General features: G+C 39.1%; 16 protein-coding genes. All 16 read right to left on the bottom strand.

Annotation, left to right across the window (positions count from 1 at the left end; genetic code table 11):
- Positions 1-9: 9 nt before the first annotated feature.
- The 16 genes from DW005_RS01625 to DW005_RS01550 all read right to left on the bottom strand — a co-directional run bounded on the left by DW005_RS01625 (position 10) and on the right by DW005_RS01550 (position 14,910).
- Positions 10-345: a helix-turn-helix transcriptional regulator gene (locus DW005_RS01625; protein ID WP_022375981.1), complete on the bottom strand. Its 336-nt coding sequence runs from the start codon at positions 343-345 to the stop codon at positions 10-12.
- 172 nt (positions 346-517) lie between these two features.
- On the bottom strand, positions 518-1,489 hold the full coding sequence (locus DW005_RS01620; protein WP_117477905.1) for a polysaccharide deacetylase family protein: 972 nt from the start codon (positions 1,487-1,489) through the stop codon (positions 518-520).
- A gap of 12 nt (positions 1,490-1,501) precedes the next feature.
- A complete protein-coding gene (locus DW005_RS01615; RefSeq protein ID WP_117477904.1) occupies positions 1,502-2,704 on the bottom strand; it encodes a DHHW family protein in 1,203 nt (400 codons plus the stop codon).
- 12 nt (positions 2,705-2,716) lie between these two features.
- On the bottom strand, positions 2,717-4,129 hold the full coding sequence (locus DW005_RS01610; RefSeq protein ID WP_117477903.1) for an MBOAT family O-acyltransferase: 1,413 nt from the start codon (positions 4,127-4,129) through the stop codon (positions 2,717-2,719).
- Between the two features lie 13 nt (positions 4,130-4,142).
- Positions 4,143-4,640, bottom strand: coding sequence for a DUF4358 domain-containing protein (locus DW005_RS01605; protein ID WP_117477902.1), 498 nt, complete (start codon positions 4,638-4,640; stop codon positions 4,143-4,145).
- A 2-nt stretch (positions 4,641-4,642) separates the two neighbouring features.
- Complete coding sequence (locus DW005_RS01600; RefSeq protein WP_117477901.1) at positions 4,643-5,713, bottom strand: GDSL-type esterase/lipase family protein; 1,071 nt, start codon at positions 5,711-5,713, stop codon at positions 4,643-4,645.
- A gap of 140 nt (positions 5,714-5,853) precedes the next feature.
- Entirely contained in the window at positions 5,854-6,720 is an 867-nt protein-coding gene (locus DW005_RS01595; protein ID WP_181974909.1) for an Rpn family recombination-promoting nuclease/putative transposase, read from the bottom strand.
- A gap of 192 nt (positions 6,721-6,912) precedes the next feature.
- Positions 6,913-8,049, bottom strand: a complete 1,137-nt coding sequence (gene fliB, locus DW005_RS01590; protein WP_117477899.1) for a flagellin lysine-N-methylase — start codon at positions 8,047-8,049, stop codon at positions 6,913-6,915.
- Positions 8,050-8,068: 19 nt separating this feature from the next.
- On the bottom strand, positions 8,069-8,722 hold the full coding sequence (locus DW005_RS01585) for an MBL fold metallo-hydrolase (RefSeq protein WP_117477898.1): 654 nt from the start codon (positions 8,720-8,722) through the stop codon (positions 8,069-8,071).
- An 8-nt stretch (positions 8,723-8,730) separates the two neighbouring features.
- Entirely contained in the window at positions 8,731-10,059 is a 1,329-nt protein-coding gene (locus DW005_RS01580) for a fatty acid--CoA ligase family protein (protein WP_117477897.1), read from the bottom strand.
- A 6-nt stretch (positions 10,060-10,065) separates the two neighbouring features.
- Complete coding sequence (locus DW005_RS01575) at positions 10,066-11,175, bottom strand: ketoacyl-ACP synthase III (RefSeq protein ID WP_022376487.1); 1,110 nt, start codon at positions 11,173-11,175, stop codon at positions 10,066-10,068.
- Positions 11,176-11,466, bottom strand: a complete 291-nt coding sequence (locus tag DW005_RS01570) for a hypothetical protein (protein ID WP_022376488.1) — start codon at positions 11,464-11,466, stop codon at positions 11,176-11,178. It lies immediately after the preceding gene.
- Between the two features lie 19 nt (positions 11,467-11,485).
- A complete protein-coding gene (locus tag DW005_RS01565) occupies positions 11,486-12,235 on the bottom strand; it encodes an SDR family oxidoreductase (protein WP_022376489.1) in 750 nt (249 codons plus the stop codon).
- Positions 12,236-12,249: 14 nt separating this feature from the next.
- Entirely contained in the window at positions 12,250-13,065 is an 816-nt protein-coding gene (locus DW005_RS01560) for a hypothetical protein (protein WP_117477895.1), read from the bottom strand.
- Positions 13,066-13,278 (bottom strand): acyl carrier protein, encoded by a 213-nt coding sequence (locus DW005_RS01555; protein WP_022376491.1) that lies wholly within the window; start codon positions 13,276-13,278, stop codon positions 13,066-13,068. It abuts the gene before it with no gap.
- A 27-nt stretch (positions 13,279-13,305) separates the two neighbouring features.
- Positions 13,306-14,910, bottom strand: a complete 1,605-nt coding sequence (locus tag DW005_RS01550; RefSeq protein WP_117477894.1) for a ketoacyl-ACP synthase III — start codon at positions 14,908-14,910, stop codon at positions 13,306-13,308.
- Positions 14,911-14,924: the final 14 nt, after the last annotated feature.

Below are 14,924 nucleotides of genomic sequence, written 5' to 3'. Positions count from 1 at the left end.
CCTATCTCATCATCCCTTCAACACTTTTTCCAGCATATCCGTATACCACCGAATCTTGCTAATTGCATTTTCCGGTGTCAATTGTTCTTTATCCATGCACTCCATATTCAAACATATCGGGTCTGTTGTCAAACCATAAATAAAATTCATATCACAATGTAACTGGTTTGCCAGTATATAGGCATATGCGCTGGATAACCCTGTCTCACCACGTTCAATACGATATACTCCATCTTCTGAAATGTGAAAGATATGTGCCAAATCCTTGCGGCTAATCCCCTGTGATTCACGAAACTTTTTCACATTCGCCCCAATAATCTCGTCTTCACGGCTGATATCACTCATAAATATGCTCCTTTGCTCTTTTCTTAAATGATAGCAATAAATCGCATATATCTGTTCGGTATTATCCACCATTTTATCGGTGTTTATTCCCGTTTCAGTCATATTTCTGTGATAATAGATAAAACCAAGCGAATTCTAAAATAATAGCTGCCCCTTTACGAGGCAGCTATTATTACACTTTCTCCCCCTTCGGATACACATCATTGCAATCCCAGCGTGGAAGTGCAAACCGGTTATCAACGCCTAATTGTGCCCCCCTTACTTCAACTGAAACACCCAGGCCACAGCCCTTTTGTTTCACATAAGAAATCACTTCCTCACTGTAATTTCCATATGGATAATTCATAACAAAACACTCTTTATCGATAATTTCGTCCATTGCCTCCAATGCCATATCAATATCTTTTTCCATCTGCTCTTTCGGAAGTTTGGCAAGCCAGTAATGGTCATAACCATGAATTCCAAAGAACATGCCATTTTTCTTCATTTCTTTCATCTGTGAAAAATTCATATATAATTTCTCTGCAAAAGTGCTCTCCTCACATCCCACATATTTTTGAAACAGGTGCTTTGCGATTTCCGTCCGGATTTCTTCAGGCAGAGCATTTTGCAATAGCCGCTTTACAAAAATAACCTCACCCGGATCCCAGCGATTAGCAACCGCAAGATTTTGATATAATTCCTCATTGGACAAAAGAGTTACACCCTGATTTCGATAAAAATCCATCTCTTCAAAACAATCGGCTACCAGCTGTTTCATTGCCAAGCTCCCCTTCAACTCTACAGCCGCCAGAATAAAATGAATCCGGTTTACCGTCAATAATTTGTTTTCCTTCCATGCCATTGTATTTGGAAAGAAAACTCCCTGCACTCCGACCTTTTTCAAAATCGGATAAACAACCTCATAATGATCAATATACCCATCATCAAACGTCAGAACAAAACCATTTTCCGGAATGTCTGAAAAATCATTTTTCTGATATGCTGCAAGAATCTCATCCATTCGCACCGGTGTATAATGCTCCAAAAGATATGCAAGCTGTTTCTCAAACAATTCTTTGTCAAGTCCCTTAATGGTCGGATACTCGCTGTTTTTTAAATCACGCACGTAATGATACATAATAAAATGTACTGTTTTTTCCACTTTAATTGCCTCCTATCCAAGTAAGTCATTCATGTCAAATTCTTTCATGGTACTTTCTCCTTTACGGATATCCGCAAGTTTTTCCAGTTTTTTATTTTGCAAAAATTTTTCTGTATTATATAAAACAAGCACATCCGTAATATCCGAATTTGACAACAAAAGATTTCCCATTGCCATTTTCCCGTAACGATAATCAATCATAATTATCTTATCAAAATGTTCCGTCAAAAATGGAACAAAGCAGTTAGCGAATGAATCTTTTACCAAAAGAAGCGTTTTACCCGTATGGGCTTTCGTCGTAATTTCCACTTGAAACGAATTTTTCTTCATAAAATACTGATAACGATTAAACCCTTTTTTCGCCTCATTAGGGAAATATAAAGAAGAATAGGTTTTCTCTTCATCATCAAACACTACTTTTGTTTTCACCGGATTTTTGCTTTCAAATTTTTCCCCCACATCCGCCGCGCCACCGGCATGAATCTTATTATAGGTAGTCCCATAAAAATCATCAAATACAGATACGCGCTTGAAATCGGATAAATCTTTTGCTTTCCGTCCGGTTTGAAGTGCCCATGCACGATATGCATAATAAGCCCCAAGACTTGTCCAATGATGATCCGTCCGATAGTAAATATATTCCTCATTATGCGACTGCATCGTTTTCGTTAAATCGTATATCAAGTTAGGCTCATCAACTTTTGTCTGCAAATCCCGAATCATAGACTGCCAGTCTATCGTGTCTGCGTAAGCCGGCAAAACATTTGTAAGCGCTGTCGTTTTCGATGGAACAAACATTGCCCTCACATGCTTCCTGCCATATCTTTTTTCCGTTTCATTGAGAAACGTTGTCAGATATGTTTCATTTTCCTTTATCTGCCCTGAATCAAAATCCGCCTTTTCGTATTTTTCAAGCAGGTAATTATTTTTTCCAAGATAAACGCCATTAAAGTCTTTTTTTCCAAGGGCAATCTGCTCTCGCACCGCCAAATCCACCCATTTGTCACGGAAAAAAAACTGGTCACTTAAATATGTATCATATTCCTTTTGATATTCTCCCGATAAAATACGCTTTGCCGTGATTTTTGGTTTCTTAGCCAGTTCACGATTCTCCACATCCGAAAACTCCCGGTCCGGCAGAACAAAAGAAACCACCGTACCACCAAAAAGCATGACACAAAAAACAATGAGCATTGCCAGTTTCATTTTTCTCATCCACCACACCTCCTAAAATCGAAAATATAAAAAAGGATTATACGAGGAATTGACTAACAGTGCAACACTCAGTATAAAAACAACAACGACAAACAACATACCACACACTTCTCGACGCATGGTCTTCTCCGGCAAAAAGAATCGGTTTATACAGGTGCGAAGCAGCGAAACCGAACCAATAATGGCAATCACAAGTAAAATCAGGTAAGAGGAAAGCAGATACATTGCCTCTCGATTAACAAAAGTTCCACTCATACCAAATAATGTTTTGAAATAATTTGTTCCATCTGCCATATCCTGCCACGAAAAAATTCCCCAGCCAAGAATCACAAAAAACATCGTATATAAATGCATGAAAAAAGATGGCAGACGGCTAAATACCGGCTTCCACAACAATTTTTCAATCATAAGAAGAATTCCGTAGTAAATTCCCCATACAACAAAGTTTCCATAAGCCCCATGCCACAATCCGGTCAAAAGCCATACAATAGAAATATTTAAAATTTGTCTGCCAAATCCCTTTCGATTGCCACCTAACGGGATATAAACATATTCCTTAAACCATGTACCAAGAGAAATGTGCCATCTGCGCCAAAACTCGGTAATACTTCTCGATTCATACGGATGCTTAAAGTTTTCAGGAAAAGAAAATCCAAACATCGAGCCAAGTCCGATTGCCATATCTGAATAACCGGAGAAATCAAAATATATTTGTAACGTAAATGCAATCACACCAAGCCATGCAGAAACCGTTGTCAAATCCGCCGCCCCCATGCCGGCAATTTCACGAAAGAGATCGCCAATCGGATTGGCAATCAACACTTTTTTCCCGAGACCTATCATAAATCGAACAATTCCCTTACTAAATAAATCAATTGTTTCTTTCCGTTTTACCATCTGTTCTTCCACTGTCTGATAGCGGATAATCGGTCCGGCAATCAATTGTGGGAACAACGCAACATAGGTTCCAAACGTCACAAAGTTTTTCTGCACCTTCACTTCTTTCCGGTACACATCAATCACATAGGACATCGTCTGAAAAGTGTAAAAAGAAATACCAATCGGCAGAGGAAGATTTAACTGCGGCATTTCTACACCTGCCATATATCCGGCCATCCGCAAAAAAAAGTCCGCATACTTAAAGAACCCTAACAAAAGCAGACTGACTACGCAGGCAATTGTTAAGGAACAAATCTGTCCTCGTTTATTTTCTCTTTTCTGATAATAAGAAAGACGAAGTCCGGCGCAATATGCTACAAGTGTAGAGAACAGAATCAAGACAATATAAACCGGCTCTCCCCATGCATAGAAAACCAAACTGCCCCCAAAAAGAACCGCATTGCGGAATCTCCTTGGGGTGCAGTAATAAACAACTAACATAATCGGCAAAAACCGAAACAAAAACAATAAACTACTAAATACCATGAGGCAGCCTCTCCTACAATTTCTTCTTCAATGCCGCCTGTCCTTTTTTGTTGACAGCTTTTGACGGAGACATTGCAATATACCAGACAAAAGTTCCTTTTTTCCCATAAATTGCATTCTTAAATACTTTCTGCTCAGTTTTAGAATAATCACTTAAATAATCACTCTTGCTATTTGCCTTCTGGTACTTTTTCAAAGCATTATATAATTTTTTCGCACCTTTTCCATTTTTTGCTTCCATCACACAAAGGCTGTACGCCTCTTTTGAATCACATACATACTGAATCGTTTTCACCTGGCTGCGAACTGAGTGAGTAAGCGCTCCAAAGTCCAGTGTAGCCGCCGAAGAATATTTCAATTTCTTTGCACCACCGGTTGCTTTTAAAGCATAACCGCAAAGTGTCTTGCAGCTTCCCTTTTTCTTTGCCGCCTGTCCCATCTGTGGAAACAGACTGATACACATAATTACCATGCATACAACTGCTACTATTCTCATGCCGTATTTTTTCATCTTTATTTTCCTCCTCGACCATCTCTCTGTCTGTCGTATTTTGCCAGTATCTTTCCGAACTTAGCATATGCCGGCGGTTTCCAGTGATATCCATCTCCTGTTGCATAAGCCGCCTTCAAATACCCTTTTGAATCTTTCAAAAAATCGGTATAATCCAAATAGGTAACGCTCATCTTCTTCGCCAGTTTCTTTAACTTTCGATTAAAGACCGGTCGCTGCCAGAATCCCGGATGTCTTGCTTTTTCTGCACGCGTCACCGGTGAAATTGCACACACAATAATATCCGTATCCGGACAAGACTGCTTAATTGCCTCTAACATGTCACGGTACTCACTTAACATATTACTAATCTTCTGATAATGAATCTCGTTCATACCAAGCATCATATACACGCGGTATGGTTTGGCAGCAATCAGCTTCTGAAGTCCGGTTCTTCCATGAAACACTCTCTTTGTATGGAATGTCACCGTATTCAGTCCCCGGTATGCAATCGTCCTCTTTTTACCACCAATCGGCATATGGGCGAAACCACCTTCGTATGTCAAGCCTTCCGTAATCGAATCGCCGGCAAACACTGTTGTCCTCACATAAGTTTTCATCTTCTTAGAAACAACTTTAGAAGGATTGCTATCGGTCTCCGACAGCTGCTTTTTCTCTCCTGCCGTTATGTAAAAATAATATTTCTTTTTGTTTTTCAGTTTTTTCACAAGGCAGACATTATTTTTTGTTGAAAGCTTCTTTCGATATTTTCCATCTTTCTTTGTTGAAACAAAAACATGATAATACTTTGTCTTCTTTTGTTTCTTCCATGTCAGCTTTACACTATGGGTAGAAAAACGAACTACCTTTACTTTTTTTACACAAGGTAATTTCTTTACCGGTACGGCCGGTGTTGCCGGAATTTCAGTCGGCACCGGTGTACTCGTTGCCCCTGCGTCCGGTGTCACCTCAGGCAATGCTGTCGCCATCTCCTGTCCCTTCACCATCGTAGCACTCGGCAATGACCGAAATGGCACAATGCTAACAATAGCTGCTGCGCATACCGTCAAAACAACTCGTTTCTTTTGATTCATCTCTTAAACTCTTCTTTCTGTTTTTTTTCACATCCGTATGTATTATACGCTTATCTATTATACTAGTCAATTATTGTTGATTTTTCCAAATTTTAACCATCTGGTTTTAAATGGCACTATGCCAACCGCTAATAAATTTTCTACACATTCCAACCATTTTCTCTAATTATTTTCCAAATTTCTTCTTCCGATTCTTCACACTCGTCAGCAATTTGTGAAATTGACTTTCCTTTATTTAATTTCTTCTGAATTTGTACACGCAGACCTTGACCAATTCCTAATTCGATTCCCTGCTCAATCCCTTGCTCGATTCCCTTTGTAATCCCTTCTTTCAATCCTTGCTCACGCCCCTGTTCATACTTCTCATCCATCTTCATTTCCAGCGTCATATAATCATCCCTCCATTCCGTATCTCGCCGGATTTCCAGCACGCGCTGTTCCAGCCGCTCCGTAAACCCATCCGTCGGAGTCTTTGTTTTCAGGTAATCAAGAAGATGCGCAAGTTCCTTCGGCACACCTTCTCTGCTTCCGTTTATGTTAATAAAAATCGTTTTCCTTTTATCCTGCAAATGAATCTCTGTATCCTCACGGCAAATCGATTCAAATGTATATACACTCCGATTTTTGGCAAACAAGTCAAAATTACAAACAAAAATAACAATCGAATGTTTTAAGTTTCCATACTTCTCTCCCTCGGCAATCTGGTAACTGTCCATCTCGCTGTGGTAATACCGGCTCCGCAGCGGCAGTTCTCTCATCTTCGTCGTCTGCATCTCAATGTCATAGGCGTTTCCCTTTTTGTCCTTTGCATAAACATCAAGACGGACACCCTTCGCATGAAAATTCGATTTCATGCTCACCTGGGTTCCCACGACGACAATTTCCTCAATCTCAATTCCAAGAATTCTCTGTAAAAATTCCCTGCAATCCTCAGAATTGCTTAAAACTGTGCAAAACATTACATCATCGGTGATGCCGATTTTGTCAAAATCAATGTGTCTTCTCATGTGACATGCCTCCCTCTCAGGGAGATGTCCCATGTGCTAACCTCCCTGCTTTTTCAATTTTGTTTTTTATGATTTAGCAGTGAAGTTTTTTCTCGATACTCTATACTATTTGACTTTTTCTGAAAATGTTTGGACTTTCTGCTTGTGCATATCTTAACACAACTAAATATAGATTGCAACACAAAAATATATCTAAAACAGCACCATAAACGCAAGTGCATAAGTCAATACATCTGGATGAATCGACTCTTCTATGGCCGGGTACACATGTTTTTCCATAACCTTGGTATGCTCAAAAATCCGCCCTAACTCAGCCATAAGTGGAAAATAATCATCTTTTCCATCCTCTTTCCAAATACACGGCAGAACCTCCGAAAGGATTATATAATTACATGCACTACTAAGCAAAACCTGCAAAAAATCTGCTTCATTACAAAGATACAAACATTTCGCAAGATAGCTGGCATACAACTTTCGTTTTGCAGAAAACTGTTGATCCGAACAATTTTTATTTTTCTCCCAAAGCAGACGCACATACCTTTTCCGCTTGGCATCACTCAATCCATACACCGCCTCATTCCATAGGATACGATTTTTCACCCGAAGATTTGTCTGACGGATAATATGACAGAACGTATCCACAACAGAAGAAATCACTTCCCATGCCGAATTTTCCAAGTCTTCCTTTGACATACTGTTTTTCACCAATTCAAATTCCTGTAAAAGAGAAGAAATCGTCCCCTCATTCGGAATTTCAATACCTCCAGCCTTTTTCTTTTCCTCAGAAAACGCATCCATGTATAGATATAAAACTACTCCCAGACCAATTCCAAGCGGAATGGATTCTTCCTGTAAAATATCCATACTAACACTCATAAATTCAGCCATTTTCTCCTCAAAAGGAAGAGTTTCTTTCTCTCCTTCCTCAACCAGATAAAGTGGACCTTCATGCTCAAAAATTCTCTTAAGTACCTCTTCACACGAATGATTCAGCATAGAAAAAACAGTCTTTCCTTCAATATTCAGGCAGGTCCTCGGAAAAAGTTTACACGTATTTCCCATGTGCTCCGGACCATATTCTTGATAAATCTTACAAAGACCCATTTCATCTAAAAACGGACACTCTTTTTTTTCCGTCATTTTTATAAAATAATTTCCATCCGTCTGCCCGATATTCTTCTTTACATATTTACTAAATGCCCCATGAGAAGCCTCGTAAAAATCATAGGTTTCTTTGTCTAACGCAATATCCCAGCCACTGCAGCAGGTATTTTGGCACGCTGAACCAGAACAGACAAAAGAATCAAAAAAATCAAGTTTGTAGGACACTGTACCTTCTCCCCTTTTACTATTTCATAAACTCTGCTAATTTCTGCGGTTCTCCATGTCCGGGATAAACCATAATTTCTCTGTCAAGTGACTCCAGATACGGTAGTGTAATACCGGCAAAATCTTTTTTACTGCCACCCGGCAGGCGAAGAATCGTTTCGTGGCCTGTCACCAGCGTATCACCGGAAAAGAGAATCTTTTCATCCACTAAAATGCAAATACTCCCCTTTGAGTGTCCGGGCGTTTCCTGCATAACAATTTTATGCGATTCAAAATTCCATTCTTTCTTTCCGTTAAAAATCTCATCTGCTTCACAGGAATACGGCTGAATATTCATATTTTTTACATACTCCTGTGTTTTTTCATCCTTACCCGAAAATAAAATCTCATAATATTCAGACAAATTTTTATGGGGGTTTCCAAGCGCTGCTCCACATGCCTCAGAGCAAATTACTTTCGTTCTTTTGAAAGACTCCCGCAGCCAGTTAATTCCCGATATATGATCGTAATGTTCATGTGTCAGTAAAACAATAATTTCTTCTACATTCTCCGACTGTAAATATTCCTTTGCCTCCTCTGATACACAAGGGTCTAAAATAACAGCTCTATGATTTTCCACCAAAAGATACATTTTTGCATCAATCGGATAAAAACTATAACTTTTTATGTTCATACTTTCATTCAACTCCTTTTTTTCTTAAATCTCTCACTACGAAATGAAGTCTCCGAATACACAATTTTCATAGGCCTCTTGTATTTTTCCAATTTTTCTTTACATACTGCTTTAATCCGTTTCGTCAGAGCTGCCTTATCTTGGTTTTCATCTGGATAAATATGTGCCTCAACAACCTGACCTAAAATCAAATTCTCAGCTCCGACTACTGCAGCATCAGCCACACCATCGATAGAAAGGAGAATGCTTTCAACTTCTGCTGGGTACACTTTTTCTCCCCCAACATTAATCCTTTCACAATCTCTTCCCTGAATTAAATAATACTCCCCATCGACTTCTACGCGATCTCCGGTATTATACCAGCCATCCTCATCAAAAGGTGCTTCAGCATTCAGATAACCAAGCATTGCCATATCCGATTTCACATATAATATACCATCAACTACTTTGGTCTGGTGATGAGAATCTCCTCCCATTTTCATCCAGAGTGAATCCGAAGCTTTAGATTTGGTACGAATCGCTCCTAATTCTGTGAGCCCATATGTCTGTTTCATCCGTACATCCGGAAATAACTTGTGCATTCTGGCAAGCGTTGATGCCGGCATCGGCTCAGTTCCATATGAGATAATTTTTAAACTGCTGAGATTATACTTTTCATAATAACGTCCGATAAGCAGCATTTGTAAAAAAGTTGGTGATGTAGGAAGCAATTCCAGCTCATATCTTTCAATTGCCTGACACACTTCATCCGGTGTCCTCTTTGACAAAGTAACCATCAAACCGGCATTGGAAATAGAATGCATTACAGTATTAAAACCACCGGCATGGTCAAATAATAAAAAAGCCATTGAACGTAATGTCTTTCCCGGTTCTTCAAAACGATGGATATATGGCATTAAATCATGAACAGCAGCCTTTGGTTTTCCCGTTGTTCCGGAGGAAAAAAAGACAATTCCCGGATGCCCTATTCCGCGTAGTTTTTCATATAACGGATGTTTTTCTGTTTCTCTTGACAGCCGGATTAGTTGTTTATTCTCCATGTCCATATAAAACTCTACCTGTGCTGTCTGTTGATAATAGTCGATATCCACAACTGCCTTTGAAATAGGAACATAGATACACCGTCTGTCCATCAACGCCATCATAAAACCTATCGTTTCAATGTTAAATTCACCACGGATTGCCACTACGCTTCCTTCCGGCACAGAAAGCAATATGTCTGCATAATCCTCATAACAAGACAATAAATCCTCATAGGTAAAGGGTTTATCATCTGTAATAATTGCTGTTTTTTCCTTATTTGCTTTGATGCGTTCCATAATTTTGCCTAATAACATAATCCATTACCCCTCTCGTTCTAACTGCCAGTCCTCCGGTCCATTTATGATTCCCTCTTTAAAGTAATCATCTGACTCTATAATCGGGAAAATATCCTTTTTATTCAGGCAAGTACTCATCACACCGCAAGATAAGCCCACACCAAAACCACTCATCAGCACGGACACCTCTCCTTCCTCTTCTTTTCCAAAATACTTGCACAATGTCAATGGAACCGAGGCTGATGAAGTATTCCCATAATCCTGAATGGAATACAACATTTTTTTCGGATCCAGTTTCACTCTTTTGGATAATTGCTGTAATATATATTGGTTTGCCTGGTGCATCACGTAATAATCATATTCTCCTATTTTCTTGTTTTCTCTGGCAATATAATCTTTTAAAATGCGAGGCACCTCACGAATGGTATATTCAAACACTCCAAATCCATCCATAAACAAATTGTATAAAGTTCGGTCATATCCATCAGAAAACGTCATCTCTTGATCCTTGGCATGCAAATTTCTCATTCCACCTGCCGGGACAATGACAGTTTTATATTTTTCACCGTTGCTCACTAATTCTGCTGAAATCTTTGAACCTTTTTTCTTTTCGAGTAAAATTGCACTTCCGGCATCCCCAGTCAAAAGTACCATCGATTCATCTTTTGGATTTACCAGTTTTGAATTAGTATCGCCTACTATCAACAGTGCTTTCTGAATATCCGAAGTCTGCATCAAACCACCTAATATTTGTGTTCCATACACAAATGCAGAACATCCGAGAGAAATATCAAAGCAGGCACAATGTTCCGGCAGACAAAGTCTCTTCTGCAACACATGTGCCGTTGCCGGTCTTTTATAATCCGGACCATGGGAAGCAAATACCAGCGCACCAATCTCCTCTTGTGAAATACCTTTTTGCTGTAACAATTCATAAGCCGCTGCCACGCCCAGATCAGCTGCCGTCTGATGTTCTGCTGCGACTCTTCTGGTCTGCACCCCTGTCGTCTTAATAAATTTATGAATATGTTTTTCACCAAACTCTGTTGTCAAATCATTATTATTTATTTTGTTTTTTGGTACAGCCGTTACAACTCCTGTTATGCCGATATCACTTAGTTGAATATATGCCAATTATACTTCCTCCTGCACTTGTTCCAAGATATATTCTTCTAAAGATGCAATCGTTGCAAACGGATTGTATTTCTTTTCATACACTTCATCAGAAACTAAATATACCTCTTTTCCAAACTGCTCCTGTATCTGCTCTTCAATAGAAGATATCAAAGTAACAAAAGAAAAGGAATCCAGCCCTCCTCCCTTTCCAAACAACTTTGTCTCTTTTGCATAATCTACTCTTTCATCTGCATCTTCATTTACTTCTTCCAATGCTTTCTCAACAATTTCTCCGATTTTTTGTTTCATTGTATATTCCTCCATATTCTCATGATGTCAAAAAACCACCCGAAACGTCCATACTCGTTCCGGTTATTGCTTTTGCCTCTTCACCTAACAAAAAGCAAATGGTCTTTGCAATATCAGCAGCATCCGACACCCCAAGATATTGTCTTTTCTCTACCTCTTTTAACTGCCCATCACCGCCAACCATCTGTTGCAGCCTCTCCAGCCGTTTCGTAGCAACCATCCCCGGTGTCACCGTGTTCAAACGGATGCCTTTCGGTGCCAGTTCTACGGAAAGGCTGCGAACCGCCGCATCCACGGCTGCTTTCATTGCACCATAAACGGTTTTTCCCGGACTTCCTGTCTTTGCAGCAATTGAGGAAATTGAAACAATACTCATTGGTTTTTTATAATTTCCTTTCTTTGTGGCAGTTCTCACAAACTCAATATAGGCGGAAAACCCAACCGTCATTGTCTCGTTTACGGTTTCCGGCTTAAGCATTTTCAGCGGTCTCACACACTGTGGACCTACACAATAAACCAAACCATCCAATGCTCCTCTCGTTTTCACAAGTTCACTGACAAACCCATCAATTTTTTTTATCTCAGACACATCAAAACAAAATCCTTCCTGTTCCTCCCCCTCTAATATAGGTATTATCTCCTTCACTTTCTCACTTCTTGCCACTAAAGAAAGCCTGGCACCCCGTCTGGCACATTCAAGAGCTGTCTCCTTCCCAATTCCCTCTGACGCACCAACAACTAAAATGTGTTTGCCTTTCCAGTTTTCCATCAATTTTCCCCTCTCTAACATCTATGACACATCACATAATCGTAAGCATCAAAATCCGGATAGTGATTTTTCTTGAGAGCCTGCCGGTTATTGATGCGTATCCAGCCATAATAATAAGCTATGTTATACTCTTCTACTGCCTTTAACAAAACCTTCTTTTGTATACTATACAACACATCAGCAGTTGAGTCATTAAACGATATATTGGAATAAAATTTTTTTCCTTCTATCTTATACACAAATATCGTAGTAATTTGGTTATCCTCACACTGAATCCACACCTGGTTATTCACAATCAATTCTTCCATTTCTTCATCGGAATAGAGATGGTCCGCATACCTGTCAAAACGTTCTCTCAAAATCTTTTGAATCTCCTCTAACTGTTCCTTTTCGGCAAGCCTCCCATACTCTTCCCGATAAAAACGATCCAATGGATTGTGTGAAAAACGCTCTCTTTCTTCCTTCGCACCCACAATGGAATGCCCTACTCTGCCATACACTGCATACACAGGGAATCCAGTGACAGATTCCCATTTAACCTTTTCTCCAGGCTTTCTTGAAAGAATATCAAGAACAGCATCCTGTGGTGCCATTTTCAAAAGTTCTTTTATCTCAGGCTCATTGAACGAATAAAAATACACCCGGCAAACAACAGTATCCAAGTACCAGAATACAATTGTCTGATTCGTCTGCACCACCTGAAATTTTTGATTTACTAATTCCTTTTGACCATAAAAATTGGTAACCGGTCTACCGGCTCTCACAATTTTTGAAATCCTTTTCTGAAGTTCGCAAAAGTTACAACTCTGTACTTCCGGTTTTTCCAACATTTACACCATCCCATCAAGAATATCTGAAACTGTTTTGTAGTTCATAACCTCTGTTCTTGTGACCTTTTTCCCATAATCATCTTCCATCATCACAACAAAAGACAAGCGGGTTATCGAGTCCCATTCTTCCAGATCTTTTAACAATGTATCCGGTCTAAGCGTCCCTTCCTGCATTTCAAATAACTGCTCTAACTTCTTCAACTTATTCTCCATCGTATCCACCTCCTTAAAACAATTCAATTATAACACAAATTTGTCTAATGATTCGTCTAAATAAAGAGTCATTTTTGTAAACAGCTTTGACTCTTTTCTTAAACACCAGCCAATTCCAAACGCCAAATACGTTGGACGAATCATCTCAATTGGCAAATTGCGTTTCATAAATTCATAGGTCCAATTGTCATTTATGATATCTAATGACTTTTCATTGTACACAAGAGAACAAATGCGTACTGACGGATACACTTCATGAATTGCTGGTAATTCGCATTCTTTTTTATCTAAAATAATAATGGATGCGTCTTCCTGCAAAATATGATTCCGTAAAAGTTTATCTACATAATCCTCCGATATTTGTCCAACAATTGCAGTTACATTTTCTTCTTCGGTTAATTGATTTACAATTTCCATTTCATTTTCACCAACAACAATTTTGGTATTCCAAAAATGCTTATTTGCAATTTTCTCTAATTTCTGCTGGTTTTTTCCACAAAGAATCAATTCAGCGGTTTGCATATCCAATATTTCCGAAACATACTCCATTAATGAGGTGTCGGCATCCATTACAATAATTTTACTTTGCCATAACTCACCACAGCGCTCTTTATCCTCGTCATAATGCCAGTCGGACTCTGTTATCGGCAGAATTGTATCTGTTGACAACTCCATATAATCAATACTGCATGACAAACCAACTCCATAACCACAGGTAATCACTTTAATGCAATCCTTTTTATGCAATAATTCTACGTTTGCACATAACGTCAATGGCACAGAAGCCCCCGATGTATTTCCATATTCTTCAAGAGATGTAAGCATCTTTTCACTTGGTATATTGCAGGCAAAAGAAATATTATCCAAAATCAATTTCTGTGCCTGATGAAAGATAAAGTAGTCAATATCTTCTACCTGTAATTTATGTTCTTCCATAAACTGATTGACTCGGTTGCTGACATCATTTATCGCATATTCAAATACCATATTTCCCTGCATGTATGTTCCTGTCCATGGACTTCGTGCTAAAATTGCATCATAGTGTGAACCATCACAGGATTCTGAAAAAGTGATACAAGCACCCTGCTTTTTCTCTATTGCAACCGCAGAAGCTGCCGAACCGGTCAATAAAGAAAAGGAAACTGTGTCTGCATTTAAAAGTCTTTTAGACTCCATATTCTCTACCCGGTCAGCGACCAAGCAAAGGGCCTTTTTACAAGCAGGCATCGTGTTCATCAAAGAAGATGCAATATGAATACCATATCCAAAAGAAGAACATCCCAAATTTACATCAAAAGCAACTACCTCTTTCGGTAAACCCATGCGCTCCTGCAATGCAATCGCCGTAGAAGGAATTAAGTAATCCGGACTCTGGGTCATATAAATAAGTACACCAATTTCATCTTTTTCCCAAACTAGTTTTGTAAGCAAATCATTGGCTGCACAAACTGCCAAATCCGATGCTCTCTGTTCAATTCTGCTAGTATGTCTCTTTCGAATCCCAGTAAGTTTAACTTGCCTTTTTACTCTTTTTTCATCTAACACATTGCCATAATCCATATTGTCTTCTGTGTGTCTTGGGACACAGCTTGCAATTCCAGCAATTTTTATATTCTCAATTAATCCTTCCATGTCTGCTCCTAAAA

The sequence above is a fragment of the Clostridium sp. AF36-4 genome, assembly GCF_003435975.1.
GTDB lineage: Bacteria > Bacillota > Clostridia > Lachnospirales > Lachnospiraceae > Eubacterium_F.
Note: the sequence above shows the minus strand (reverse complement) of the source record. Positions and strands in the feature narration are given on the sequence as shown.